Source organism: Bacillus sp. AFS023182 (assembly GCF_002560575.1).
Lineage (GTDB): Bacteria > Bacillota > Bacilli > Bacillales > Bacillaceae_G > Bacillus_A > Bacillus_A arachidis.
This window is the reverse complement of sequence record NZ_NTRO01000014.1, coordinates 1-786: the sequence shown is the minus strand read 5'-3', so window position 1 is coordinate 786 and position 786 is coordinate 1. Positions and strand designations below refer to the sequence as shown.

Below are 786 nucleotides of genomic sequence, written 5' to 3'. Positions count from 1 at the left end.
CGTTCAGTTTTCAAAGAACTAAAAGCGGGTGAAGAGAATCGAACTCTCGACCAGAGCTTGGAAGGCTCTTGTTTTACCACTAAACTACACCCGCGTGGTCGGGAAGACAGGATTTGAACCTGCGACCCCCTGGTCCCAAACCAGGTGCTCTACCAAGCTGAGCCACTTCCCGTAATGGCGCGCCCGAGAGGACTCGAACCCCTAACCTTTTGATCCGTAGTCAAACGCTCTATCCAATTGAGCTACGGGCGCTTAATCTAGTTGTTTTGTCGTCGTTGTTTTTCAGCGACTCAATTATCTTATCACATTAGTTTTTCTAATGCAAGTACTTTTTTTATTTTTTCTTTGGTGCGGCCGAGAGGACTTGAACCTCCACGGGGTTTCCCCCACTAGGCCCTCAACCTAGCGCGTCTGCCATTCCGCCACGACCGCATATGCGGGTGAAGGGAGTCGAACCCCCACGCCAAAGGCGCCAGATCCTAAGTCTGGTGCGTCTGCCAATTCCGCCACACCCGCGAAAATAAAAAAGAGTGAGCCATGAAGGACTCGAACCTTCGACCCTCTGATTAAAAGTCAGATGCTCTACCAACTGAGCTAATGGCTCGTGAATGGCTGGGCTAGCTGGATTCGAACCAGCGCATGACGGAGTCAAAGTCCGTTGCCTTACCGCTTGGCTATAGCCCATCAAAAAATATTCTTTATTTAGCGACAAAAAACATCATATCACAATAAGCAATAAAAAACAACTGCTCAATAGCAGCAGTTAAAATGGCGGTCCCGACCGGG

At 49.2% G+C, this 786-nt stretch carries 7 tRNA genes; all 7 read right to left on the bottom strand.

Annotated features, from left to right (window positions below):
• Positions 1–23: 23 nt before the first annotated feature.
• Positions 24–94, bottom strand: a tRNA-Gly gene (locus CN288_RS07535).
• A 1-nt stretch (position 95) separates the two neighbouring features.
• Positions 96–172: transfer RNA gene (locus tag CN288_RS07530), tRNA-Pro, on the bottom strand.
• A gap of 3 nt (positions 173–175) precedes the next feature.
• Positions 176–252 (bottom strand) — tRNA-Arg (locus tag CN288_RS07525).
• Between the two features lie 94 nt (positions 253–346).
• Positions 347–432: transfer RNA gene (locus tag CN288_RS07520), tRNA-Leu, on the bottom strand.
• Between the two features lie 3 nt (positions 433–435).
• Positions 436–516 (bottom strand) — tRNA-Leu (locus tag CN288_RS07515).
• Between the two features lie 15 nt (positions 517–531).
• A tRNA-Lys gene (locus tag CN288_RS07510) sits at positions 532–604 on the bottom strand.
• A 5-nt stretch (positions 605–609) separates the two neighbouring features.
• A tRNA-Gln gene (locus CN288_RS07505) sits at positions 610–684 on the bottom strand.
• Positions 685–786: the final 102 nt, after the last annotated feature.